Source organism: Flavobacterium sp. TSSA_36, assembly GCF_051547165.1.
GTDB lineage: Bacteria > Bacteroidota > Bacteroidia > Flavobacteriales > Flavobacteriaceae > Flavobacterium.
Map to the genome: position 1 here is coordinate 1 of NZ_JBPTTP010000028.1, position 547 is coordinate 547.

Genomic DNA, 547 nt, shown 5'->3' on the forward strand with positions numbered 1-547 from the left:
CGGCTGGAGCATGATTCTCTATTTGTCCTGTTCAGCCACTAATGGAGCATTTGAACTTTTCGGGAACGGCTCCCAATGATCGGCTGGAGCATGATTCTCTATTTGTCCTTTTCAGTAACTAATGAAACATTGAAATATTTCGGGAATGGTTGCCATAAGTTCCAGCTGGAGCATGATTCTCTATTTGTCCTTTTCAGTAACTAATGAAACATTGAAATATTTCGGGAATGGTTGCCATAAGTTCCAGCTGGAGCATGATTCTCTTTATTCTGTGCAGCAATTAATGAAACAGCTATTTTAACCAGCCCACATGTGAGCTGGTTAGTTCGGTCAATTATGATGCATTTCGGGAATAGCTGCCATAAGTTCCAGCTGGAGCATGATTCTCTTTATCCTGTGCAGCAATTAAATAAAACAGCTATTTTAACCAGCGCAAAAGTGCGTTGGTCAGTTCGGCCAATTATGATGCATTTCGGGAATTACTTCAATAAGTTCCAGCTGGAGCATGATTCTCTTTATCCTGTGCAGCAACTAATGAAGCTTTGGA

Annotated in this window: 1 protein-coding gene; it reads left to right on the plus strand. The window is 41.0% G+C overall.

Annotated elements, in window-relative coordinates; translation table 11 throughout:
• Positions 1 to 312: 312 nt before the first annotated feature.
• Positions 313 to 547: hypothetical protein (locus tag ACSVH7_RS15115; protein ID WP_438067516.1), on the plus strand; the 235-nt coding region annotated here is incomplete at its 3' end.